21 protein-coding genes are annotated in these 23,556 nt (G+C 49.3%); 9 read left to right on the top strand and 12 right to left on the bottom strand.

The features are described from left to right. Positions 1-468 precede the first annotated feature (468 nt). From mutL to AAC022_RS07575, 4 genes are all read right to left on the bottom strand, one after another. Positions 469-2,433, bottom strand: coding sequence for a DNA mismatch repair endonuclease MutL (gene mutL, locus AAC022_RS07590; protein WP_339729680.1), 1,965 nt, complete (start codon positions 2,431-2,433; stop codon positions 469-471). Between the two features lie 157 nt (positions 2,434-2,590). Beyond that, positions 2,591-3,274, bottom strand: coding sequence for a flavin prenyltransferase UbiX (locus tag AAC022_RS07585; RefSeq protein WP_339729678.1), 684 nt, complete (start codon positions 3,272-3,274; stop codon positions 2,591-2,593). A 30-nt stretch (positions 3,275-3,304) separates the two neighbouring features. Beyond that, on the bottom strand, positions 3,305-4,039 hold the full coding sequence (gene ubiE, locus AAC022_RS07580; RefSeq protein WP_339729676.1) for a bifunctional demethylmenaquinone methyltransferase/2-methoxy-6-polyprenyl-1,4-benzoquinol methylase UbiE: 735 nt from the start codon (positions 4,037-4,039) through the stop codon (positions 3,305-3,307). 25 nt (positions 4,040-4,064) lie between these two features. After that, positions 4,065-5,546 carry a UbiD family decarboxylase gene (locus AAC022_RS07575; RefSeq protein WP_339729674.1) on the bottom strand — a complete coding sequence of 494 codons (1,482 nt, stop codon included), beginning with the start codon at positions 5,544-5,546 and terminating at the stop codon, positions 4,065-4,067. Between the two features lie 139 nt (positions 5,547-5,685). Here AAC022_RS07575 and AAC022_RS07570 point away from each other — a divergent pair, with 139 nt between their 5' ends. Further along, positions 5,686-6,669 (top strand): bile acid:sodium symporter family protein, encoded by a 984-nt coding sequence (locus AAC022_RS07570; protein WP_339729673.1) that lies wholly within the window; start codon positions 5,686-5,688, stop codon positions 6,667-6,669. On the opposite strand, the gene AAC022_RS07565 is transcribed toward AAC022_RS07570, so the two are convergent. Continuing rightward, complete coding sequence (locus AAC022_RS07565) at positions 6,666-6,944, bottom strand: transcriptional regulator (RefSeq protein WP_339729672.1); 279 nt, start codon at positions 6,942-6,944, stop codon at positions 6,666-6,668. The genes AAC022_RS07570 and AAC022_RS07565 overlap by 4 nt on opposite strands. A gap of 503 nt (positions 6,945-7,447) precedes the next feature. Here AAC022_RS07565 and AAC022_RS07560 point away from each other — a divergent pair. Then, on the top strand, positions 7,448-10,363 hold the full coding sequence (locus AAC022_RS07560) for a hypothetical protein (protein WP_339729671.1): 2,916 nt from the start codon (positions 7,448-7,450) through the stop codon (positions 10,361-10,363). Positions 10,364-10,752: 389 nt separating this feature from the next. Beyond that, positions 10,753-11,784: a class II fructose-bisphosphate aldolase gene (fbaA, locus tag AAC022_RS07555; protein ID WP_339729668.1), complete on the top strand. Its 1,032-nt coding sequence runs from the start codon at positions 10,753-10,755 to the stop codon at positions 11,782-11,784. Positions 11,785-11,861: 77 nt separating this feature from the next. Here fbaA and AAC022_RS07550 read toward each other — a convergent pair whose 3' ends face one another. Further along, on the bottom strand, positions 11,862-12,746 hold the full coding sequence (locus AAC022_RS07550; RefSeq protein WP_339729666.1) for a hypothetical protein: 885 nt from the start codon (positions 12,744-12,746) through the stop codon (positions 11,862-11,864). A gap of 342 nt (positions 12,747-13,088) precedes the next feature. On the opposite strand from AAC022_RS07550, the gene ispF reads away from it, so the two are divergent. The 5 genes from ispF to AAC022_RS07525 all read left to right on the top strand — a co-directional run bounded on the left by ispF (position 13,089) and on the right by AAC022_RS07525 (position 18,064). Next, positions 13,089-13,595 (top strand): 2-C-methyl-D-erythritol 2,4-cyclodiphosphate synthase, encoded by a 507-nt coding sequence (ispF, locus tag AAC022_RS07545; RefSeq protein ID WP_339729663.1) that lies wholly within the window; start codon positions 13,089-13,091, stop codon positions 13,593-13,595. 85 nt (positions 13,596-13,680) lie between these two features. Next, the gene (gene cysS / locus AAC022_RS07540; protein WP_339729662.1) at positions 13,681-15,237 is read left to right on the top strand and encodes a cysteine--tRNA ligase; all 1,557 of its coding nucleotides are present in this window, start codon (positions 13,681-13,683) and stop codon (positions 15,235-15,237) included. 43 nt (positions 15,238-15,280) lie between these two features. Continuing rightward, a complete protein-coding gene (gene ruvC, locus AAC022_RS07535) occupies positions 15,281-15,811 on the top strand; it encodes a crossover junction endodeoxyribonuclease RuvC (RefSeq protein ID WP_339729661.1) in 531 nt (176 codons plus the stop codon). Positions 15,812-15,849: 38 nt separating this feature from the next. After that, positions 15,850-16,470, top strand: coding sequence for a Holliday junction branch migration protein RuvA (ruvA, locus tag AAC022_RS07530; RefSeq protein ID WP_339729658.1), 621 nt, complete (start codon positions 15,850-15,852; stop codon positions 16,468-16,470). 265 nt (positions 16,471-16,735) lie between these two features. Further along, positions 16,736-18,064, top strand: a complete 1,329-nt coding sequence (locus AAC022_RS07525) for an HD domain-containing phosphohydrolase (protein WP_339729655.1) — start codon at positions 16,736-16,738, stop codon at positions 18,062-18,064. Between the two features lie 33 nt (positions 18,065-18,097). Here the strand turns inward: AAC022_RS07525 and AAC022_RS07520 are convergent, their stop codons facing one another. From AAC022_RS07520 to AAC022_RS07495, 6 genes are all read right to left on the bottom strand, one after another. After that, the gene (locus AAC022_RS07520; protein ID WP_339729652.1) at positions 18,098-19,456 is read right to left on the bottom strand and encodes a DUF4147 domain-containing protein; all 1,359 of its coding nucleotides are present in this window, start codon (positions 19,454-19,456) and stop codon (positions 18,098-18,100) included. A 51-nt stretch (positions 19,457-19,507) separates the two neighbouring features. After that, positions 19,508-20,065 carry a hypothetical protein gene (locus AAC022_RS07515; RefSeq protein WP_339729650.1) on the bottom strand — a complete coding sequence of 186 codons (558 nt, stop codon included), beginning with the start codon at positions 20,063-20,065 and terminating at the stop codon, positions 19,508-19,510. After that, positions 20,066-20,284, bottom strand: coding sequence for a hypothetical protein (locus AAC022_RS07510; RefSeq protein ID WP_339729647.1), 219 nt, complete (start codon positions 20,282-20,284; stop codon positions 20,066-20,068). A 346-nt stretch (positions 20,285-20,630) separates the two neighbouring features. Beyond that, a complete protein-coding gene (locus AAC022_RS07505) occupies positions 20,631-21,287 on the bottom strand; it encodes an HAD-IA family hydrolase (RefSeq protein ID WP_339729644.1) in 657 nt (218 codons plus the stop codon). 26 nt (positions 21,288-21,313) lie between these two features. Then, a complete protein-coding gene (locus AAC022_RS07500; RefSeq protein ID WP_339729642.1) occupies positions 21,314-21,625 on the bottom strand; it encodes a Rieske 2Fe-2S domain-containing protein in 312 nt (103 codons plus the stop codon). Positions 21,626-21,768: 143 nt separating this feature from the next. Next, positions 21,769-22,749, bottom strand: a complete 981-nt coding sequence (locus tag AAC022_RS07495; RefSeq protein ID WP_339729639.1) for a lysophospholipid acyltransferase family protein — start codon at positions 22,747-22,749, stop codon at positions 21,769-21,771. A 271-nt stretch (positions 22,750-23,020) separates the two neighbouring features. Here AAC022_RS07495 and AAC022_RS07490 point away from each other — a divergent pair, with 271 nt between their 5' ends. Next, positions 23,021-23,425 (top strand): hypothetical protein, encoded by a 405-nt coding sequence (locus AAC022_RS07490; protein WP_339729638.1) that lies wholly within the window; start codon positions 23,021-23,023, stop codon positions 23,423-23,425. Positions 23,426-23,556 lie beyond the last annotated feature (131 nt).

Genomic DNA, 23,556 nt, shown 5'->3' with positions numbered 1-23,556 from the left:
TACTGGTATTGCCGTGAGTTGTTTATCGGCTGTCTTGCGACTGCGAACCATCTTCTTCAGCGGCGTGAGGGAGTCAAGCAGAGTCGACGCGCCATCCTGCTTCGAACGGTCACTGATCACCGTTCAACAGGTGATGATCAAGCTCCCAATGCGTTTGATAAGCGTTCGATAAATGGTGCTCATAACCAAACCTTGCCAGGGATCGCCGCTCAAATCGTGCTCTACAAAGGGACTTTTATAGTGCTCGCTTCAGCAGGTGCAGAAATCTCAATGGCTTTGAGAATGCTCACTCGCGCGCCCGATGCATGTAGCACATCTTGGGAATCGTCACGAGGGTGTCAAGATATCTATTTCACACCGGAAAAACAGGAAAACAATGAAACCAACACCGACTTGAAGTTATCAAGAAATATGAAGTTCAAAGAAGCAAACTTGCGTAGTGAAGAGATTGCACGACTGCCAGTCTGGCTACCCCATGCGTCCAAACTGTCGATCAAGTTCGGCGTGACTGAGAACCAGGGCCGAGGGTCTGCCGTGGGGGCAGTGATGGGCATCGTCGATCAGATGACGCTGTTCCAGCAAGCTGAGGATTTCTTCCTGCGTCAGACGCTGTCCTGCTTTGATGGCGGCTTTGCAGGACATCATCGTGATCAGATCATCCAGCAGATCCCGCCTTGAGGGTTGTTTGGAATTATCGAGGTTGTCGGCGATGTCGCGTACGAGCTGTTCGAGGTTGGCCTTTTTGAGCATCACGGGATAACTGGTTACGAGCAGCGTGTTGCCGCCGAACTCTTCGATGCCGAGACCGAAACTGCCGAGCATTTCAGCGTGGTCGAGAATGAGGGCGGTTTCTTTGGCGCTCATTTCAATCGTGAGAGGGACGAGTAACTTTTGTGCTTCAACCGATTGAGCGAGAACGCGTTTGCGGAAGTACTCGTACATGATCCGTTCATGCAAGGCATGCTGATCGATGATTGTGAGCGCGCCTTTAATTTCGACGACGATGTAACAGTTCAAAACCTGAATCGGTCTGAGATCCACGGTTGCTGCTTCGGCGAATTGATCTTCTGGTCGATCAATGTGGGGCATGATGAGGTCGGCTGGTTCTGCCAATGCTGACTGTTCCGGTGATGACTGCCCCCGTGATGAATGCAGCTGCTCAGCAACATGCTGGAAGTGAGAAAGTGGAATCGCATCTTTGCTGGTAAAGGGAGCTGCGAGGTCGGGCGTCGATGAAATGGAACGCGGGGCAGAACTGATCTGGACTGCAGGGTGATCTTTGGCAATTTGGCCCAGTTGGTCTTTGGCCCAGCTGGTTAAATCCATTTGGCTCTGCTGCTGTTGCGGCGTAAGAGGCGGCGTGATCGAAGCAGGATTGATGTCGCCTTTTTTCCCCAGAGACATCTGCGACTGTAGATCCATGCTGAGGAACTGGCTACGCAAAGTCGAAAGTAACTGGCGATACAGGTGCTGGCCGTCGCGGAAACGGACTTCGGATTTGGTGGGATGCACATTCACATCAACCATCGAAGCAGGCATATCGAGATACAGAAATGAAATTGGCTGTCGTCCGACCATCAATAAGCCGCGATAGGCTTCGGTCAACGCGTGCTGCAGAGTACGGTCCTGAATCCAGCGGCCATTCAGAAACAGGTACTGTCCTTTGCGAGTTGATTTATTTTCGCTGGGATGAGAGACGTAACCCCAAATGCGAATGTCATCGACTTCAGACTCGACCCAGATCAGATGGTCAGACAGTTTTTTGCCGTAAAACAGTCGCAGACGATCGATCAGATTATCAGAAGGAGGCAGATCAAAGATGACTTTATTATTGTGTCTCAAGACCATATACAATCGCGGGTGTGCGAGAGCCGCGCGGGTGAACTGTTCGCTGATGTGGCCGAATTCCGTTTTGGTCGTTTTCAGAAACTTCCGCCGGACGGGTGTGTTGGCGAAGAGTTGCCTGACTTCGATAGCGGTACCGAGCGGACAGCCGCAAGGTTGTGGTTTGCTGGCGGTTCCCGTGTTGACTTCGAACTCAAGCCCTTGCGATTGATCGGCGGTTCGTGTACGAATGCGAAATCGGCTGACTTCGGAAATCGAAGCGAGAGCCTCGCCGCGAAAGCCCATAGTCTTCACGCTGAACAGATCATCGGCGGAAGTAATTTTACTGGTGGCGTGACTGGAAACGGCAAGTAATAGATCGTCGGGATGAATGCCTTCGCCGTTATCGACAACGCGAATCAGGTCGGCTCCGCCATTCATAATGTCGACCTCGATGCGAGTTGCCAGCGCGTCGACGCTGTTGTCGAGCAGCTCTTTAACGGCACTCGCAGGGCGCTCGATCACTTCACCGGCGGCGATTTTATTAATCACGCTGGTATCGAGTTGATGAATGCGGGAAATTGCTTCCACGGAGGCCTTCCGTTCCATTGGTTGATCAGTCCGTTCGTTGTGGTATCGTACGTGTTTCTCTGTTTCTTTTTAACCGGTTCTTTTTAACCGGAAATCGGTCGAATCGCAATGAAGCCCGCTGACGAGAGTGGACAGAATTACTGCAGTGGCAGCTTCGATCAACGTTTGCTGATTCTTAACTGCCCCAGCGTTGATGGATGTCGTGTTTGATTTCCAGATGATCGCAGATGCGGCCGGAAATAAAATCCACCAGATCATGAATCGTCATCGGGTTATGATAAAAACCGGGCGAAGCAGGCATGATTGTGGCCCCGGCCTGAGTCAGGCGGACCATGTTTTCCAGTGGGATCAAGCCGAGGGGTGTTTCGCGAGCCACCAGAATCAGTTTACGGCGTTCTTTCAAATGCACATCGGCGGCACGATGAATTAAATTGCCACAGGCACCCGAGGCGATGCTGCCCAGCGTTCCCATGGAGCAGGGGCAAATCACCATTCCATCCGTCAAAAAAGAACCGCTGGCGATTCCTGCGGAAAAATCCTGATAGTGATGATAGACCAGTTTCCCCTGCTGCAGATCGGATTCGCCTAAGACGGAACTCAGCGCGAAATCTTCGTTGGAAGTATGTCTCATTTTTTTGAGCGTGCTGTCGGCGGGTAGACTGGCATGATCCGGGAGCAATTGATGGGGATCAAAGTTATCCAGATCGATTTTTAAGCCAAGTTCGTGTTTCATGACATGCGCGGCGGAAGAGCTGATCGTCAGATGCACGGTACGACCGGCGGCCATCAGTACTTCGACCAAGCGAACGGCATAGATGGCGCCACTGGCGCCGGTAATTGCTACGACTACATTTGACATGAGGGCATCCCTCGTTTTCTTTTTCTGAACTTATTCTGAATCAGTGATCGCTGCGTTCGGTTCAACCGGTTTCACGCCGGCATATAGCGTGGCGATCCCGAAGGTGAGTGGATACCAGCGGGTTCCCTGCAAACCGCATTCATCCATCATATCAGCCAGTTTCTTGCCGTGCGGAAACTCGGAGACGGACTCCGGCAGATAGTTATAGGCCGACTGCTGGTTACGGGCCAGTAATTGTCCCATTTTTGGGAGGATATGTCGAAAATAAAATTGATAGCAGGCGCGAAACAAAGGGTTTGTGGGAATCGAAAATTCGAGTACTGCGACCTGACCGCCGGGCTGACAGACGCGGATCATTTCTTTGAGTCCCTGTCTGGTATCGGCGACGTTTCTTAATCCGAAAGCGACCGAGACAATCTGAAACTGATCGTCGACAAAAGGGAGCTCTTGAGTATCTGCTTCGAGAAAGGAGAGCAATTCGCTCTTGTTTTTCTTCAGTGCCAGCTTCAACATTTCGTGAGTGAAGTCAGCACCGACGACCTTTGTTTTGCCTCCGGTTTTTTTGAAATATGAAATCGCGAGATCGCCGGTGCCCGTGCAGACATCCAGAATCGGAGCAGCGCCAGCCGGGGCGACTTTGCGGACGGTGCGCCAGCGCCAGTAATAATCGACACCCCCAGAAAGGAAATGATTCATAAAATCATAGCGGGGGGCGATTTCGCCAAACATCTGCTGCACTCGTGAGCCGGTTTTATCTACATTCATAACTTCGGTATCGATTCAATCTCTTTCAGGAAAGGCCGAGTTCATCAAGACGGCTCTGTACGCGTTGTTGTATTTCTGCCGGCATTTGTAATGCTTCCGGCCATTCACGGGGATGCCCTTCTGCGGTTGATTTGCGAGTCGCGTCGAACCCCAGTTTGTGACCGATACCCTTGACTGTTGCACTATGATCGTAGTCGTCGCCGGGGCCTTCGGAGAAAATCAGATCGCGGCCCGGATTCACATTCGTACTGACATGGTACCAAACTTCAGATTCGTTGTGCACATTCACGTCGCGATCTACGACGACAATCATCTTTAATGATAATAAACGTTCCAGACTCCACAATGCATTCACGACACGACGGGCCTGATGCGGATAGGATTTCTGAATACTGACAAACATCAGATAGCGGCCCGTTCCTGACGGCGGAAAATGGACGTCGACCAGTTCGGGAACCAGTAGTTTTAACAGTGGAAGAAAAATGCGTTCGGTGGCTTGTGAAAACAGGCCTTCTTCTGCCGGGACTGCGGCGGGAATCAGAGCAGGCCAGATCGGATTGGCGCGATGGGTGACCGCGGACAGATGGAGCGGCAGGACTTTTTCTGCTGGACTGTAATAGCCCGTCGGGTTAGCTACCTGTCCGACTTCCAGCGGATCGGCGGTGGTATCGATGAAGCCTTCCATGACGATTTCGGCGTGCGCGGGAACATCGAGATCAATGGTCCGTCCTTTGACCAGGTCCAGAGATCGATTGCGCAGAAAACCGCTGAAGGCATAAGGGTCGGTCAGAGAAGGTAACGGCGCGTGCGCCGAATAGAGGCCAACTGGATCGCCGCCTAGTACGATGGCGACGGGCATCTGTTGTTTGCGGGACTGATATTTCAGCATCAGCTGATAGCCGGCATCGTGCTGACTCCAGCGAATCGCCAGTTGTTGGTCGGAGATAACCTGAATCGGACGTGCATTCACAAAACGGGCATTGGTATCCGGATCAAAGGTGACAATTTGCCCGGCTGTGATTGTGGGAAAGACTTCGTCGGGCCAGGATTTCAACAATGGAAATTCGCTAAGATTCACATCGCGGCCGAGTTTAACGACCTGCTGACAACTGGCTGTTTTGACGATGCGGGGCTTGATATTGAGGAGTTGTGAGAACTGCGGAATCATCTTTAGCGAGTCGAGCCAGCCTTCCGGCAGATCGGGCGATAACAGACCGGCGACGCGATCGGCGATCGCATCCAGAGAATCGGCGCGTAAGATCTGCAGCATTCGAGGCAGACTGCCATACAGGTTCGTTAAGACGGGAACCTTGTGCCCTTTCACCTGATCGAACAGGAGTGCGGGTGCGAGTCCATCCTGGCTGGATTTGATGACATGCTCGGTGATCGCGGCGATTTCGAGCTCGGACTCCACAGGAGCCGAGATACGGACGAGTTGCCCGGCTTCTTCAAAGTTGGCTACAAAATCGGCCAGATGGTCCGCATTCATCATTATGTTATTATTCATAGAAATTCAGGAACACATTGTTTACAGTCAGGGATCATAACCAATTCAGAACCATCAACAAATGATCGCGGCTGTGAACCTCTCAGAATATTGAGATCCCAATTCAACAGAACCTTTACCGCCACCGGATTTCGCAACCATGCTGCAACGTTTTTTACTCTTCTGGCTGATTCTGCTGTCTGCGGTGGCTGTCTTCTGGGATCGGATGATTCCCGGCGTTTTTCACCCGTTTCATGCATCGCAGCCATATTTGCCTTATTTATTCACAGCGACGATGTTTGTGATCGGTTCTCTGCTGCCTGGGAATGAAGTCCGTGATGTCTTCCGCCGCTGGCATACCGTCTTGAGTGGCACATTTGTGCAATATACGGTGATGCCCGGACTGGCATTCCTGATGAGTCTGTTCTTTTTGGATCAACCCGAATTACGAATTGGCGTGATTCTGGTTGGTTGTGTTCCTGGTGCGATGGCTTCGAATGTGCTGACGCTGGCGGCACGGGGCAATGTAAGTTATTCGGTCTGTCTGACCACATCCGCCACCCTGCTCTCGCCGCTCTTCGTGCCACTTGTGCTGTATGTCGCCGTTTCAGGAACTGATATCAATGCGTTAGAACTCGCCCAGAATTCCTTCATCAAACTACTGACTCAAGTGGTGCTCCCTGTGATTCTGGGACATCTGCTGTCGCGAATGCATCACGGATTCAGCCGCCTGATGCAGGTGTTTGGGCCGACGTTTGCCAATCTCTCCATCCTGTGGATTATTGCCACGATAATCAGCCTGAATCAGGAGCGGCTGCAGAATGTGTTTCTTTCTCTGGCAGTCGCGTTGCTGGTGATCAACCTGCTGGGATACCTTTTTGGATATCTTGCGGGCGCGGTGATCAAATTGAATGAACCGATGCGTCGGGCATTGACTCTGGAAGTTGGCATGCAGAACGCTGGTTTAGGAGCAGTTCTGGCGGGGCAATTGTTTCCGGGCCAGGAAATGATCGCACTGCCGCCTGCGCTGTATATGTTTGGTTGTATGCTGACCGGAACCATCCTGGCACAAGTCTGGTCACGTCAAACTGAGCGCCAGCTACAAGCAGAAGCGAATTTGGATCGCGCGACTCGGGAAAATTAAGTTTCTTCCAGACGTGCTTTGAGTTCATCGCGTTCTTTTTTGGTGACGTCGAGATCAAACATCAGATACTTCACATCCAAACGGAGTTGGGCCAGTGCTTCCTGAATCAATCCCAGAATCCGTCTACGGCGTTTAACTGATTCTACGACACGAGAATAGGAAACTTCTAATTGCGCCTGATGCTCGCGCGGAAGCTCAGAAATTTTCTTGCCCAGATCAATTACTTCGCGGGGCAAACTTGCACTATCTGATTCGTCGGTCAGTCGGGTATTCATAAATTTCATTTCTCAGTTAGTGCCAGTACTTTCATCAAAATTCACAATCCACATAGGAGAACTGAGATCTAATAGAACAGATTTCATGCCGATTATGAATATTTAATAACGGATTTGCGATAAGTTGCCGTTATCAAAGAACTTCGAAAACCTTGACTGCGATAGCGACCTTTGATCAGTTTCGCAAAAAGGGGAGGCTTCGTATTGGCGAAGATTGCAATTTCTTCTAAAATCCTCATGGTTTGAAGCCATTTTTAGCTGATTCAACAGCACGTTGAGAAAAAACAACGTGTTTGTTGGCCAACTGCAACGAAAACCGGACAGCGAACAACAATTCGTTAAGAATGCTGAACGACGATCGGTTTATGTAAGCTGGGAAAGCTATTCGGCTAGCGTTCATTCCCGCTGCTGGAAATTCAGCAGACATTGTTGTGCAAATCGGTATAGTAATCGACCTTTTCATTTTGTTTTTATCCCAAGGATGGGTTTGAGTCTGGGCATTGATGCCATCAAAAATCGGTAAGCTGATTCAAGTACGAAGCATTTTCCTGGTAGTTCTGGTTCTGGAACTACTCGGGTCGTCGTTGTTGCGCGCGGAAACATTTCAAGCCAATTTTGACGACACATCGAAAGTCAGCTGGCAAGTTCGCATTGATTCTTCGCAGGCCCAAAAGAAATGGCATGTAAGGAATACGACTGTCCCCCACGAAGGTGCGGCGTGCGAACATTTACAAATCGTCACCGGGAATCTGGGATCGTTGATCGAACTTTCCCACCGTTTGCCTTCCAGCCGCATCATCAATGAATTGACGGCGTCTCTTTGGTTCAAATCAAATCGACGCGGTACACGAATCGGATTAGAAGCAGTTCTGCCCCATCAAATCGATCCGGAAACGGGTACGCCGGCGCGGATCTATCTGATTGGTGATACCTATACCGATGAAAGTAAGTGGCAGGAACTGAAATGCACTACAACTGATACGCTGGTCAATCAATCACTGGGACTCTTACGCGGACGCAGTAAACTTCGACAGGTAGATACCCGTGAAATGTATGTGGAACGGGTGCTGATCGTGACTCGTTCTTCATCAGACAAAGTTGAATTTCTGATAGATGACTTGAAACTCTCGCCGATTGTTCATCCGAACCAGAGAGTCCTGCAAACCGCGGCTGCTTTGAATAAACAACATTCGAAACCGATCGTTGAGTTTCTTTTAGATCGAGTTCAATTGCAGGGTAAACCCATGTTTCCTCGCATGTCCCGTTTTCATGGTGAGGAACTGTCAGAACTCAAACGGACTGGTTTGAATGTCATCTGGGCACCTGAGTTCGATGATTACCAGTTTCTCTCACAATTACGCAGTCACGGTCTCTGGGCGATGGCAACGCCTCCCCGCCCACAAGCGCAGGACGGTTCCTGGCTGCCTTCACGCGATGCCACGCTGATTCCCTTTGACAAGCAGACCGCACCGATCATTTTCTGGAACCTGGGTACACAAATCCCGGGAAAACAGTGGGACGAAATCCGCAGTCGTGTGGGACAGATCCAAAGTGCTGACCAGCAGTTCAAACGCCCGATCATGGCTGATGTTCTGGGAAAAGAACGACAGATCGCGCGCGAAGTTTCGATGATTGGCTCCAGCCCCCATATTCTCAACAGCGACATCAGCCTACTGCAGTACCGCGATACGTTGATCGAGAAAACGCGGATTGCCCCCGGCCGCTTTCTGTGGACCTGGATCCAGACCGAGCCGACTTCGGCGAACGTGCGCTGGAGAAGTTTGTCAAATAAATCTCCGATCATCATTGAGCCAGAACAAATTCGTTTACAGACTTACGCGACCCTCTCTGCAGGTTGTCGCGGTAATGCTTACTGGACGACAACACGACTTGATGACACAACCATTCCAGGGGCACTGGAACGAAAACTGGTCATTCGCCAGTTGAATATGGAAATCGATCTGATCGAACACTGGCTGGCGACGGGGTCTGTGATTTCCCATGTTCCTTTCAGTTTGCGACAACAAGAAACACCACGGATCAAGCAGTTGAGTGCCGCGTTTAAAAATTCCGGCGCCAAACGATTACTGCGAGATGAGCTTCTGTCAGAGCGGGAAATACAAATTCAGCGAGAAAATCAGTCGCGCCAGGAAATGCAGGCCGCGATTATTCACTCCGAATATGGAACTCTGATTTTACCAGTCTGGTATCGAGAGGGTTCTCAGTTTGTGCCCGATCAGATGGCCGGCAATGACGCCACGATTGTGATTCCTGGAGGGAATGTTTCCGCCTCGGTCTGGGAATTAAGTACCACGGAAATTAAAAATTTAGACCGCAAACGAGTCAACGGCGGCGTGCAGATTACGATTCCGAAATTTGACATGACCTCCATTATTATCATGACCTCGGATCAGGGCTTGATCGAAAAACTGCGGCAAAAGGTTGCCTCTCTGAGCCGGCCTTCTGCGGAAACCAGTGTGCAATTGTGTCGTGCGAAGCTGGAACGCTGCCAGAAAACCAATGCCAAGCTGGTTCAGCTGGGCGTTAGTCAGATCGCCCGTATGGATGGTCCAGCGATTCTGGATCGCGCTCTGAGCTTAGCAAAACAGGCTGAAGGGGCTCTGACTGCTCAGGACTTTCATGCCGCACGCACTCATGCACGCGATTCGATGCAGATGCTCCGTATTTTGCAACGCAGTCAATGGCGCGAAGCGACGCGTACACTCTCGTCTGCGATAACAAGCCCTTATACCATCTCTTACAGCACCCTGCCTGACCATTGGGAAATGATCTCAAAAATCGGACGAAGTGGGAAAAACATTGAAGCCAACCTGTTACGTTCCGGCGATTTTGAAGACATAGACACGTGGGTGGTGGAAGGCTGGAAGCACGAGCAAAATGCCATTGAAGGTACTCAAACGATTGCCGAGTTGTATCCACACGACAAGAAATCCGGAGACTTCAGCCTGCGACTGCTGGCAGCCCCTCTGAGTCGCAAACAGATGCCCGTCCATATTGAAGGTCCTTTGGTAAAAGTCACGACGCCTCCTCTCGCGGTTCACAGTGGGCAGATCGTGCATGTGACCGGCTGGGTTAAAGTTTCCAGTCCCATTACCGGCAACCCGCAGGGAGCGACTTTACAGGACAGCATTATGGGGCCGGGAGGAGCTCTGCACTGGAATGCACAAAGTGGCTGGCAGAAAATTGACCTGATCCGGGAAGTCCCGCAAACTGACAATTTGATCTTAACGCTCTCACTCAACGGGATGGGCTCGATTCTGTTTGATGATTTACGCGTTATCGCCTATACGCCTGAGCCGAAGCTGTATCAGCAGATCAATGCTGCAGAAACACCTCCCCTACTTAAATCAGCCGACGAAAATTCATCCGGCTTTAATTTCTTGAAAAAGCTTCCGTAACGGGGGCCATTTCCTGATACTGAGTAGGAATTTTTGAGGTTTTATGCGTTCTGGAACAGGCGAGATTCATGAAAGCGAAATCGCCTGACACTTGAATGCCGGGGCAGAATTTGATAATAAGCGGTATAGAAACAGGGTAAAAGCTGACTCAACGTTCGAACACTCTGTGTAAAAAAGTTCTTAAATGGCCGGAGTTCTCAACCCGACCTCTTTAAAGAATTCCTTTCCGGTTCCACGCAGTTCAGATTCAGTCGTAAATATGAACGAATCAAGCTCATCGAGAAACAATCGTGGACAGGCCAAACATATTTTGTCAGTTTGACTTTGAATTTTCAGAATCAATAGACTGTAACACCTTTTAAACTTTTTAAACTGAACAGGAAAATCCAATGCCAATTGCAACCCCAGCTCAATACGCAGCGATGCTGGATGCCGCCCAGGAAGGCAACTATGCCTATCCCGCAATGAACGTGACCTCCTTGACGACCATCAACGGAGCACTCAAAGCATTTTCAGATAAAAAATCAGACGGAATCATTCAGGTTTCTACTGGCGGAGGTCAATTTGCTTCTGGTCTGGATCAAAAGGACGCCGTATTAGGTGCGATCATTCTGGCTGAAGCGACACACCGATTGGCAGAACGCTATGACGTACTGATTGCCTTACACACAGACCACTGCCAACCTGGTAAAGTCGATTCATTCCTAAAGCCACTGATTGCAGAAACCGCACGACGTCGTGAAGCAGGCCTGCCGAACCTGTTCCAGTCTCATATGCTGGACGCATCAGAGCTGCCTCTCAAAGAGAATCTCGAACTTTCTGTTGAGCTTCTGAAATTGTGTGCCCCGAACGAAATCATTCTGGAAGTAGAGGCCGGTGTAGTCGGTGGCGAAGAAGACGGAGTCGATAACTCTGACCAGCCCGCCGACAAGCTTTACACGTCTCCCGAAGATATGGTAGCCGTCTACGAAGCACTCAACGGTCTGGGTCGCTACATGTTTGCTGCCACATTCGGCAACGTGCATGGCAGTTACAAACCAGGTGCCGTCAAGCTGCGACCGGAAATCCTGAAAGAGGGTCAAGAAGCCGTGATTGCCAAGTATGGCAAAGAAGCCGCGTTCGACCTCGTATTTCACGGCGGTTCGGGAACTCCTGAAGACCAACTGCGTGAAACACTGGAATATGGTGTCGTAAAGATGAATATCGACACCGACACCCAGTATGCATTCTCGCGTCCTGTCGTGGATCATATGATGAAAAATTATGATGGCGTCTTGAAAATTGACGGGGAAGTCGGCAACAAAAAAGTCTACGATCCTCGCAGCTATCTCAAAGCCGGAGAAATGGGAGTCGTGAACCGAATGAGCATTGCTTGTGACGACCTTTACTCCAGCGGAAAAACCATCTTCGGTAAGGTCTAATCAGACTTCCGAAATTGAAAAACGAAAAAAGCGGGCTTGTTTCACTAGAAACAGCCCGCTTTTATTTTTTGATTCCGTTATTTCGAACGGACGGCATTCATCTTCGACATGTTGGCCAATCGCACGACCAGGATTTTCTGGATGCCGGATTTATTATCATCCCCACGAAAGAAAAGACGTCCGGCTGAATTTGGGGCGACTTCGTCTGCCGCCGTAATGACGGTCATCTCTCCGACGTTGAGAGTAACTTCAAATTTCTGATTATATAACGGCGTTGTATTCTGCCGGTTTTCAAGTTGCCAGCCAATCGTGGTTGGCGTGCGTCGCAGCTGCTGTGCGCCATAGTGCATCTCGGGCGTAAATTCCAAACGCGCCCAGCCATCCTGAACTTTATGTGCCTTCACACGCATCACGCAACGGGCTTGTTCAAACTCTTTGATTTCCAGCTCTTGTTCCGCATCATCATTGAACAACTCCAGCTTGCATTGATTATAATATTCACTGGTTTGAATGTCTGTCGGTACGCCGGATCGCAGTATCAAACGGCGGCCAGAAAGCAGCAGAGATTCTTCCTGTTCCGTGACCCCACCGATGTGTGACTTCAAACCAAGTAAAGTCTGCAGTGCCATCGGGGGAACCGAACTGACGTGTCCTACACGGAACCCGTTCTGTTTCAGATTCTCCTGATCCATCAAACCGACCGCACCGATTTCATCAATTTCATCCCAAAGCGTAGAACCCAAAAGCGGATCGCCTACCGGGCGCTCGATAAATACAATTTCTACCTGCATCGCATCCTGAGAAACCGGAATGGAAGGGAGTTTTTTGGTTGTTCTTTTATCCACATATTTCCCTAATCCTAAAACGGCCCCTTCTTCCATCAGCGCGCAACCAGTAATCGTGGCAACCAGAAAAACCAGTGCCAATACCAGGAACCATGATTTGTGAAGAAGTGTCTTCATGAATATTTAGAGGATGAGAGGATTTAAGTGAGAGAGAATTGTATGTGTATGTGAGATGAAGTCTTTTGCAGATTAGATGGGACCGGGAGTCTAACGGGAATCCAAAATTGTGTCAATTTGGAAATGCAACTCTTGAGTTCGGAGTTAGTCGAACCGTGAATTTCACGAATTTAGGCTAATCATAAATACAAAAAGACTTCGGAACATCGGCTCATATTGCCATGTCAGACCGCTCCAGCTATGATTTGCGTGCTTTCTTACAGGCCGTGGAATGGCATATTCATAAGAACAGATTAGCATCGTTTCTTCAATAAAAACCTTTAAACCCTGTGACCCTAACTCATGGCACCACAACCAGCTTCAGATCAGTTGCCCGATTTGCGTATTGGCTACGGCCAGGACTGCCATCGGCTGGAACCTGGCTATCCGCTGGTCTTGGGAGGGGTTCCTGTTGAATTTGAAATGGGGCTTGTCGGCCACAGTGATGCTGATGTATTGTTGCACGCAATTACTGACGCCTTATTGGGAGCAGCTGGTCTGGGAGATATCGGGGAAATGTTTCCCAATACAGACGAACGCTGGAAAGGCGCTGATTCCCGGGATTTGCTGGCAGCCGCGTTTCAGGAAGTTCAGCAGACCGGGTGGCAAATCGTAAACCTGGATTGCACAATTTCAGCGGAACGTCCTAAACTAGTCAGTTACAAACCATTAATTCGAGAATCGATCGCCAGTATTCTCAACATTCAAACACAGCAAATAAACATCAAAGCCAAAACTGGCGAACGCGTCGGCCCGGTGGGAAGACAGGAAGCGATGACGGCCGATGCCGTTGTACTGCTGACAAGATAAATGAGACATTGAAAACAAATCACAGCCTGTAACCAGTCGGGCACATTTTTATTGATAACAGAAAGTAATTCAGGTATCTGAGACAATGACACTAAGAATTTACAACACTCTGAGTCGAAAAAAAGAAGATTTCCAAACGATCAAACCGGGGAAAGTCGGGATCTATCTATGTGGGCCTACTGTTTATAAACATGCTCATATTGGCCACATGGTTGGCCCGGTGATCATTGACACCATCGCCCGTTACCTGAAATACAATAATTACGAAGTCAAATTTGTCAACAACATCACCGACATCGACGATAAGCTGATCAACAGAGCAGCCGAAAAGAATACTACGGTCGAAAAGCTGGCTGCAGAAATGACTCAGGATTACTTCGATAACCTGGAAACTATGGGCGTCGATACCATTACCGACTTCCCCAAAGCCACCGACTACATCCCGGAAATGCAGGAGATCATTCAATCTCTGATCGACCAGGGATATGCTTACCCCCTCGATGGCGATGTCTACTTCTCTGCAGAAGCAGACAAAAAATATGGTTGCCTCAGCGGTCGCAAGATTGAAGAGATGATCGCGGGCACACGCGTGGAAGCGAATGATAAAAAGAAAAACCCAGCCGACTTTGCCCTCTGGAAAAAATCCCGACCGGGAGAACCAGCGTGGGATAGTCCATGGGGACCAGGTCGTCCAGGCTGGCACATCGAATGCTCTGCTATGAGCCGCAAGTTGCTGGGAGATTCATTTGATATTCATGGCGGTGGCCTCGATTTAATGTTCCCACATCATGAAAATGAACGCGCGCAGTCCGAATGCTGCACCGGAAAATCCTATGTGCGTTACTGGGTCCACAATGGTTTAATGCAGGCTAGCGATGCTGCAGGCAAAGTTGGCGGCCAACACGACCGTCACGGTGATGTGGCCGTCGACCAGGAAGCACAAGAAAAAAACAAGCTATCGGGTAGAGATGGAGCCGCGTCCGTAAAGGAACTTTTTGCCATCCATCCACCAGAACTGGTGCGTCTGTTCCTGCTGTCCACACATTACCGCAGCCCGATTGCCTTCAGTGATGAAAACATTCAGGAAACCGGCAAAGGAATTGAAGGATTTTATCGCTTCTTCGAAACCTTCGAGCGGATTACCGGCGAAAGTTTTTACAACCTTCCCACATCGGAAAAACGCGAGCCATCGGTTGCTCTGGAAGGGACTCCTTCTGAATATTTCCAACAACTCTTAGAATTGCGTCAGCGATTTCTGGAAGCCATGGATGACGATTTTAATACGGGCGGTGCGATTGGAATTCTGTTTGAAATTCGATCGACACTCAATGCATTGATCCATTCACAGAAGCTGGATAGCGAAGGAAAACAGAATGAGCAAATGGTGGAAGCGCTCAAAGCTGGCGCCTGCCTGCTGAAGGAACTGTCGAATCTGTTAGGCGTTTTCCGTAAGGCCCCTGACAAAGAACAGGCCGCCGACGATGGGCTGGTCAATCAATTAATGGAACTGGTCCTGGAAATTCGCAAAGATGCCCGTACCAGCAAAAACTGGGATATTGCAGATAAAATTCGCGAAGGCTTAGCCGCTTGCCAGATCACCGTTGAAGATCGCCCGGAAGGCAGCTTGTGGCGACGTGGTTAGTGTTAATCCTGTAAGATCAATACATTAATCGATTGAGCCGTGCATGAATTTAAACTCGACAACGGATGATGAAAAATTAGTAACACCGACTCGTTTACTGGGAATCGATCCAGGGCTCAATCGGACTGGCTACGCGTTGCTGGAATATTCATTGAAAGGTCCTGTACTCTGCGAAGGGGGAATCATCCGTTCTACTAAGGACGCCAATCTGGCATCCCGCGTGCATGAAATCGGATCAGGAATTCGGGAAGTCATTGAAGAATTTCAGCCTGACATCATGGTGATCGAACAGGTATTTACGACCCCTAAGTTTCCCAAAAGTTCCATCATCATGGCGCATGCCCGTGGTGCGATTTTATACGCGGCCCATGATGCGGGCGTACCGGTTGCCCATTACACACCGACTCAGATTAAACGATTGATTACCGGCAGTGGCCGTGCTTCCAAAGAACAGATCCAGCACGCCATCAAAACAGAACTCGGCCTGAAAACGATTCTCGAACCGAATGACGTTGCGGACGCGTTTGCGGCCGCATTGTGCCATTATCATACGATTCGCGTCACCTGCTTCTGACATGTGAATTCACCAATTAACATCCTGAATGAGCAAACATGATTACAAATATTCGCGGCGAACTTGTTGAACTCAGTTTATCTGAGGCGATTATCTCGGTAGGGGCCTTTGACTATCAGGTCTTCATCCCGGAATTTGTCCGCCGCCAACTGCAGCCTCTGATTGGCAAGGAAGTCAGTCTGAAAACCATCCAGTACATCGAAGGCAATCCGCAAAAAGGGAGACTGACTCCCCGCATCATCGGCTTTATGAGTCATGCCGAGCGCGAGTTCTTTGAGCTGGTTTGCTCGGTCGATGGAGTTGGTGTCAAAAAGACGTTGCGTGCGATGGTGCGTCCTGTAAAGGAAGTCGCGACGGCCATCGAAGAAAAAGACGTCAAGCAACTCACCACGCTGCCGGGAATCGGGCCTGCTGTCGCAGAACGAATCGTTGCTAAGCTCAGGCGTAAAATGACAAAATTCGCATTGATTGTCGCGAAAGAATTCCCCACCGACGAAGCAAATACCGATGTTTACGGCGAAGCATATGAGGCACTTCTCAGCCTGGGATATTCGTCTACCGAAGCGCGTGAGAAAGTTGAAACCGTCTCAGCCGAGGGGAAAAAATTCAAGAGTATCGAGGAATTCTTAACAGCCCTCTACCAGCAGGAACGCGGTTAACCGTCCGGAATCAGTGTAAATTCATTACCGTTAAATTCGCTATAAGCGGCAGATCAGTCGTGAACCGAGGCTGATCTAGCTCCCCTGCCCCCTACATTGGGCTTTGCATTAGGTCTAACGCTTTACCTGACCTAGGCTTCATTGATCTCCATTTTCTCTGATCGGAACAATGACTCCGATTGATTCAGATCATTACGTGACACACTGATTTCAAATTCCGTAATGAATCAAAGCAGGTAATCAAAGAACAACGGCGCCTCAATACATGGTTGTAAAATCCGGTAAAAAACAAGCCGATCCATACTCATCTTTGGATATCGATCGACTCCGAATCGGGGTCAAATTACAGGCTCCGATTTTTGAGGCTGACAGCGAAAAGAACCTCTTGCTGCTGGCCAGCGGAAAAACCATTACCAAAGGGACAATTGAGAATTTAAAAAAACGTGGCATTCGCAGCGTACGGGTTCATGAACGCGACCTGCATAATCTGCTGCTGAGCCCGGGTGAGAGCCAGAATTCTCAATCAGACTCTCTGCAAGAAAATCGCCTCAAAAGACTCCAGTTAGCATCCGCATTTACGGCTGCCCAAAAGCAGGCAGCTTTGGAGACCCAAAGAACTGAGTCCCCCTGGCAAATCCAAACAAGTTCTTTTTTACATGAAATCAAACCGGTTCCCGCCACCCGATACTCGACTGGATTGAAAAATCAATATCGAGAACAATTCACAGTCCTGACCAAAATCACAAACGATCTTTACACCCAATTGCTGATCACAAAACGGATCAGCATGCCACAGATTTATGACATTACCAACATTTCCTTCTCGCAAATGGCTCAAGACATGGATCTGTTTGTGCTGGAAGGAATTACGCCGATTGATAACGGGAACTTCTGTAGACACGGTTTGCAGATGTCGAGTCTCGCAATGGCAATTGGCACACAACTGGGGCTCAGCCGACACAACTTGATTGAACTTTCCATTGGTTGCCTGTTACATGATACAGGTATGAATAAAATCAATTTCAAAGCGCTGATGAGCGAAACGCCTCTCAGCCCGATTGAAAGCCTGGAACTGAAAAAGCATCCCATCATTACCTTCGATTTATTAAACAAGGTACATGAAATCCCAACCATATCCAAACTCATTGCCTACCAGATCCATGAACGATGTGATGGTTCAGGCTATCCCCGAGGCCAGAAAAACAATCAGATTCATCCACTCGCTAAAATCGCTGCTGTCGCAGATGAATTTATTGAACTGGTTTCATCTCGACCAAACAAAGAGGGTTTGCTCCCTTATCAGGCTGCCGAAAACCTTGTCTTTGACGCTTCAGAGGGTTTGCTTGACCGAAATGCCGTCCGTGCTCTGTTGCAGTCCATGTCGCTTTATCCGCTAGGCTCACTCGTTGAACTCAATAACGGACAGAGAGCGATTGTCGTTCGAACGAACCGATTTCATTATGACAATCCGATTGTCGAAATCCTGGACGATGATGGCATGCCCCAGTTAACCAACCTGCTGGATTTCGACGACGTACATGTCGTCCGTGCGGTTTCGAATAAAGAACTGAAAACCCCCGTCTTCGCAATCTAATTGAGTGCATTTGTTAAGTGGAATTCAGCTGCTTTATTCCACCAAAGCCACTCTTAAATCCATGACATTCGTGTGGGTTGCTCCTGTTTTCAGTAAGCCACCCACCTGAGCGAGGCAGGGATAAGAATTATGGTCTTTCAAAAAGGGAGCCGGATCAATCGGCAGTGCATGTGCACGCTGCAGAACCAGAGAATCGAGAATTCCGCCTGCGGCATCGGTGGGACCGTCTTCTCCATCTGTCCCCCCCGAGAGAATGCAGATGCCAGCAAGGTCTTCCTCCCATAAACGCTGCAATGCAGCCAGCACTACTTCCTGGTTTCGTCCTCCCTTACCCGGATTTTGTGTCGAAGACAAATCTACAACGGGTTCTCCCCCACTCAGGATACAAACCGGTTTGGAACCGGGACCTTCTCCACCACGAATTTTGAGGCAGAGTTCTGCCAGTTCGATACCAGTCCCAGACGCGGTCCCCTCATTTTCGGAGCCCAGCGAGACGATTTCATACCCTGCTTCCTCAGCCTTTTTCTTCGCGGCTTCGAGTGCGGTCGCATTACTGCCAATTATCTGATTGAGAACTTTTGTCTGCCCTGAAACCGCTTGTGCTGGCAAACTCGTTTGATCCGCCTTTAAAACACTCCAGATACTGTCTGGCACCTGCTGTGGATCGGACACAAAACGATTTAGTATTTCCAATGCTTCAGTCGGAGTGGACGAATCGGGAACTGTTGGTCCTGATGCAATGATATCCAGTGGATCACCGACGACATCGGAGATGATCAAGGTAATCAACGTTCCACAGGTCGCTGCTGCAGCCAGCCGGCCTCCTTTGATCTGTGAAATCTGTTTGCGTACACAATTCAATTCTTGAATGGTCGCACCGGAAGACATCAATAACCGCGTAACCGATTGCTTGTCTTCCAAGGTGACAGGAGGTAGAGGTGCTGGCAATAATGCACTGCCACCTCCCGAAATCAGGACCAGGCAAATATCATCCTGCTTTAAGTTGGAAATTTTCTGAAGAATTTGCCGGGAGCCATAGACGCCTTCTGCCGTCGGTTCGTTCAAGCTTGCTGGCCGCGCTGGATAGAGGTGAATATGAGACAAAGGTCGAACACAGTCTGCAGGTACATTCACCCAGCCTGAGGTTCGCTGTTCCAGCAACGCTCCATTCAAAGCAGCTTCAACACCAGCAGCCATTCCACTGCCGGCTTTACCGGCTCCCACCACTAGCAGGTTTTCATGCCCCTGCAGAGAAATCGAATGCCCGCATACTGTCAGCTCGTGATCGGTAACCTGAATGGCATTACAAACGAGGGATTCTGAATCGACGGCTTTGACACCGGCCTTCCAGATCTGTAATGCGCGTTCGGATACAGAAGAAGCCTCAGACATAGATACCTCGCAAGAAAGAAACAGGCATGAACGATACGAATCAGCAACTCGTCAGGGATCAACCTGATCCGGGGAAGATTCCTCGACAGTTGTATTTAACGAACGTGCGAGTTCTTTTGCAAGGACGCGTCCCTGCACTTCTTTCGGGGGAACTTTTTCTTTGATTAGTTTTTGCTGATAGCGCTGATCTTCATGGTCGTACCAGAGCGGGTCGACTTTTGCCTGTGTGATCGCATCAATTTTCCAGACGCCGGTCTTACTTTTGACTAAATGAATATCCGGTTTAATGGCATATCCATTCTTCTGAATCTGAATACGGACCTGGGCTGTAGTGCCCGTTAGCTTCACGTCAAGAACTCGATAATCGAGGGGCGCAGAACTGTCTTTAGAGTCCTGTTTTAACTTCTTCGCCAGATCTGCTTTTTCAGGTGTAAGCAGACCGCGAATCTGTGATTCATCCCCTGTTTCCAGAGCCTTCACAAACTCAAGCGAAATCTGCTTCACCTGATAATGTTCATAAACCCGCTGTGCTCCCAGAATGATCAGATACAGCCCCACTAGAACGAGAGCGGTGATCAGGAATTTTTGAGACAGAGGCCGCGTGACCATTCAGGCGCCCGGACGAAGATGGCTATAAGCGGTTAAGATGGCATATAGATCAGAGGGAATTGACACTTCGTCTTCTGAAAAATCAGAGACCCATGTGCGACGATAGTAAACGGCTTCTGCCAAGGCGTCTGCGATTTCCCCAAATCGAACGTTGACCTGACGGTCTTTCTGTTCGAGTGTTTCTTCTTCACCTGTGAATATTCGAAGTCGATGTTGCATGGAGGATCCTTCCTGTATCGATCTCGTAGATTTTTGACCGACTGAATCTACAGCCAGGCAGAGGTGTTCCCTGCAAACAAAAACCATTTGACTAAAGCTGAACAAGTTAATTCATCGGAATATATCCGACTCAGTTATTAGTATCGGCTTAATCAATTTGGGTTCTTGACTGAAAAGTTCAGTTTTTATTAATTTTAGCGGCTGCAAGGTCTACCCTGTTTACCCACTCTGAAATGTGGTGTGTAAAAATTACGAGTCTATCGGCGATTTTCGCGCATTCAAGCCGATCAGAGAATTTTCAATCAGCAAACATTGCCGGGCAACGGTGCCTTTGCCCAAGTTCTGTTTAGGAAATCTCGGAGGAAAATCCAAGTAAAGCGGGAAGTTCATGCATGGAACGAAACGTTTTCGCCCCTAATGCTTCGAGTTCTGCTGGTGAACTATGGTCGGCGTAACCGAGTACGGGAATCCCCGCCGCGACGGCCGCCTGTACTCCCAAATGACTGTCCTCAATCACCACACATTCTTCGGGATGAACTTCCATTTGCTTAGCGGCATAGAGGTAGAGATCCGGCTCCGGTTTCCAGACCCCCAAGGTATAAGCAGAAAAAATACGACCTTCAAAGTAATGGAGTAGATCCGTAATTTTTAAGGTGAGCGCCATCTTTTCTTGAGGCCCATTAGAGGCAACGCATTTGGTCACCGGAATTGACTCCAATGCTTCACGGACTCCCTGAATCGCCTGCAACTCTGTCTGAAATACTTCTGCCATTTGAGCCCGCACCTGGTTCGCAAAATCATCCGGCAATTTTTGCCCCATTTGATCTTCTACAACAGCCAGGCAATCGGCCAGTTTTCCGCCTTTGAATTGCTGAACCGCCTGTTCGGGTGACAACGGGAACCCGATCTCAGTGATCATTTCCGCCAACACACGATTTCCCAGAGTCTCGCTGTCGACCAGCACCCCATCACAATCAAAAATGACAGCTTTATACTTCGTCACGTGAATGGCTCTCTCTTAATCAGAACTTACTCGGGGAGTTCGATGTAAATCCCATCTTCTTCTACAAAAACCGGAAACGTGGGATGACACAGGCGCTCATTCAAACAATGTTTTCCTGTCGTCACATCAAACTGCCAACCATGCCAGGGGCAAGTCACAACAGTACCGTTCAAGCTGCCTTCACCCAGAGGACCCCCTGCATGCGGACAGACTCCATCCATCGCATAATATTGCTGATCCACATGATATAAAGCGATCACCCGATCTTCGGCTACAAATTCCCCCGCGGAACCTTCGGGGACTTCGCTCAGATCTGCAATCCGTACTTTTTTCCCCATTTACGCCTCCGGATGGTATTTTACTCAGACCAGACGCCTGCTACCAGTAGAATTGCTCAAACTAGTCACGTCTCAGCCTGCTGCACCTGAGTGACACAGAACCTCTGCTTCAGGTTGTAGTTGACTGGACCATCTGAATCAATTCAGGCTGCCTTTTTTTCCTGAATGGGTTCTAGCTGGCGTTTCTTTTTCACACGGACTCGCGGCTCACTTTTCCAACGCCGATGGACCCAGAAATACTGTTCCGGAGATTTCCGTACTGCATTTTCCAGTGCCGTAGTAAACTGCTGCGTAATCTCACCCACGGGATCATTCGAAACACACTGAGTGGAATCGATCAACTGTTCACACCCCATTTCAAATTTAACCCACTGATTCTGTTCGAAATTGTCGGGAAGTCTGCGGGCATAACCAACACAGATATAAGCCCGGTATTCCAGCGCCAGCAATGCAATGGATTTGAATGTCGAAGCCGGCTTGCCAAAAAAGTCGACAAATAAGCCTCGCTTGCCGGCATCCTGATCCCCGAGTAACGCCAGATGTCCGCGGCGCTCAATAGTGGCTACCATATCATCGTAGCCCCCTTTTTTAGCCATTGCCCGATGCCCCGTGTGTTGCCGGAATTTCTCAAACCATTCATTCAGAAACGGATTATCCAGTTCACGGGCGACAACGCCCATCGGAAAACCAAACAGACCGAAGACCGAAACGGCGACCTCCCAGTTCCCATAATGTCCGCTTAGCAGAATGACAGGTCTGCCAGAACACAACGCGGTAATCAATTCCGGCGGATAATCGAAGTCCAGCACGTCAAAGATATTTCTGCGGTGCAACTTGCGGGGTAACTGGATGATTTCCACAACCATCCGAAACAGATGCACCCACATGCGGTAGATGGTTTGCTCAATTTCTTTCTCGGAGAGTTCATCACCAAAAGCAGTCCGTAGATTCTCTGCTGCTACTTTATAACGGGTCAGCTTGCGAGGCAGGCAAAAATGAATGACAAATGCCAGGCCTTTCGCCAATGCTACCGATTCTCTGATCGGTAATGATTGCACGATACAGACCAAAGTACGGAATATCAGATATTCCAGCCGATATCGTATCATTCGCCAATTGATCATATATTCAATTCCTCAAGCTTCCCTGCTCAATATTCCGATTTCGCCTGATATTTCGACGAAACGCGGTAAAAGTGTCTTCGGAATTGGAAAATTCGTCAACCCCCAATTTCGGTCACTCTCCCGGCAATATCAGCCCGCATCCCTCGATAAATACATAATAAAATCAGCAGGATTCATATTTTATGCTCGGATTTGAACAAATATCCGTATATATTAAATAGGAGAGTTCTCGTTTCCTGGTCATTTCTTGCCGTTACATTGCGTAAATTCTATGCCGAACCGATCGTATCAACAATCCGCCGTACGTTCCCTGCTTATCGCAGGTGCGATGTGCGTATGGAGTTGGGCAACGGTCCAGACGGCGAATGCGACGTGCGGTGATTACCTGTCACACGCAGGACAACCTGACGACTCTGGTCTGGTCCAGCTGCATCGACCAGACCAGGCTCCTCAAAAGACGCCATGCTCGGGTCCTGAATGTCAGAATCATCGGCCTGATCCATCGCCGGAATCTCCGCTGATTGTGATCACGATTTTCAAACCTGCCTGCTCCGTCTCAGCAGAAACGATGATTCCTCGCACACCTTATCGCAGTTTAATGGGTTCTCAACCCCTGATGCTGACAAGTGCCCTGCGACAACGAGTCGACCGTCCTCCACAAAACGCCTGCCTCTGAAACGCGCTCGTATGCAGAAACACTGTTTCTGTCGTTTCATGAAACTTGCTACGTGCATTCTCCATTCATTTCTGGCATGCGCGTGCGCTTCTCTTTAGCGCGGTTGATACTGCAAGTTTTGTCTCAAGCCA

Origin of the sequence: uncultured Gimesia sp. (assembly GCF_963976445.1) — a bacterium.
Lineage (GTDB): Bacteria > Planctomycetota > Planctomycetia > Planctomycetales > Planctomycetaceae > Gimesia.
Note: the sequence above shows the minus strand (reverse complement) of the source record. Positions and strands in the feature narration are given on the sequence as shown.